Origin of the sequence: Nonomuraea sp. NPDC049625 (genome assembly GCF_040675285.1) — a bacterium.
Lineage (GTDB): Bacteria > Actinomycetota > Actinomycetes > Streptosporangiales > Streptosporangiaceae > Nonomuraea > Nonomuraea angiospora_A.
Map to the genome: position 1 here is coordinate 1 of NZ_JBFAOQ010000057.1, position 1,849 is coordinate 1,849.

2 protein-coding genes are annotated in these 1,849 nt (G+C 53.1%); both read left to right on the top strand.

Annotation, left to right across the window (positions count from 1 at the left end):
* The coding region (locus AB0J87_RS64365; protein ID WP_363985915.1) for a hypothetical protein at positions 1-202 on the top strand (202 nt) is incomplete at its 5' end.
* Between the two features lie 158 nt (positions 203-360).
* The coding region (locus AB0J87_RS64370; protein WP_363985917.1) for an acyltransferase family protein at positions 361-1,849 on the top strand (1,489 nt) is incomplete at its 3' end.

The following is a 1,849-nucleotide window of genomic DNA, read 5'->3' on the forward strand; positions in this document are numbered from 1 at the left end:
GCCGGAGTTACGCATCGTGCGAGTTGAGGTGCCGGTGCAGGTGCCGTGCAAGACGCGGGAGGTTGCTGTGCCACCGTGGGCCGCCGACGGCTTGAAGAAAAACGACAGCCTCGAACTGAAGATACGGGCACTTCTCGCTGAGCGTCGGCAGCGAATTGGCTATGAACGACAGTTGGTCGCTACGGTGGGGGCGTGCCAGTAGAGTCTGGAAACAGTATCAGAGGTTGCGACCAGCAATGTGCCAGCAGTACCATACGCGGCTAGATTGGCCGGTCGAGGTCAACGGAAACCTCGCTTCGCTAAATGCTTTATTGAGCTGCCGCGACAGCATTGCCCGAATGGAAAAGCAACTTAATGAATGTGAAGACGCCGCTACTCAAGGACGCTATAGAGTCGTCAGCGGGGAAAACGAAAGCCCATGATCACTTGAAGTACCGACCTGACATTGATGGACTCAGGGCGATAGCAATTTTATCAGTTGTTATCTTCCATGCATTTCCGTCCATGCTCCCTGGCGGATTTGCAGGGGTCGATGTGTTCTTCGTTATCTCCGGCTTTCTGATCTCTAGCATTATTTTTAAAAGTTTGGATCGGGGCAACTTCAGCTTTATAGACTTCTATTCGCGAAGGGCCAAAAGGATCTTCCCGGCGCTGGTAGTTGTTCTTTTGGCTACCTATGTCTTTGGCTGGTTCACGTTGCTCCCAGATGAGTTCAAGCAGCTGGGTCGGCACATAGCGGCCGGTACCATATTTCTACAGAACTTCAATCTGCTTGGAGAGTCGGGCTACTTCGATACGTCATCAGAGCTGAAACCGCTAATGCATCTTTGGTCGCTGGCGATTGAAGAGCAGTTTTATCTTGTTTACCCGCTAATCATTTGGGCAGTTTGGCGTTCAGGCATAAACGTCATGTTTACTGTTCTCGCCCTATGTCTCATTTCTTTTGGGCTGAACATTTACGGCGTGTCTACAGACCCTGTAGGGACGTTCTTTTCCCCTCAAACAAGATTTTGGGAGTTGTTGGCCGGTGCCATCCTTGCCTACTTTTATTACTCGCGCTCGAAATCTTCCGAAGGGAAGGGGGCTGCACGCGTTTTCGGTGGAGCGGTTAATAGCACTATCTCGCTGATAGGGCTTGGGCTGATAGTTGGCTCGGTCGCTTTCTTAAAAAGTGGCGACATCTTCCCAGGCTGGTGGGCTCTCCTGCCTGTGATCGGTACGGCGATGCTGATCTTTTCGGGCCCGCACGCACTGGTGAACCGTTCTCTCCTGAACAACCGGTTTATGCTCTTCATCGGCGTGATCAGTTACCCGCTGTACCTATGGCACTGGCCGATCCTTTCGTTTGCACGGATCATGGAGTCTGCTGTTCCGTCTTGGGGCATCCAAGTCGGCGGAGTTCTGCTGAGCGTCCTGCTGTCCTGGCTCACCTATCGCTTCATCGAAAGCCCTATTCGATTCGGCGCACAAACTTCGCTGAAGCCCGCGATACTTTGGGTTTTGATGCTGTGTGTTGGCGGGGTCGGGTACGCTACTTTTGCGCGAGATGGCATTCCTTCCCGCGTTCAAGAGCTTGCCAGCAATAACAATCAGTTCAACTGGGGTGAGTTGGCAAACGAAACTTGCCGGAAAGCCTACCCATCGTTCTGGCCCATCGACCACTGCTCGATGACACGAGATGGCGATCCGTCTGTAATGCTGATCGGCGACTCCCACAGTGACCATATTCGCCTCGGGCTGTCCGAAGCCATGGCGAAGGTCAATGAAAACCTCCTAAACCTGGGCGTTTCCGGATGTACGCCGTTCTATAACGTCACCTCTCACCCCAGAGGCGTCCGCGATTGGTGCT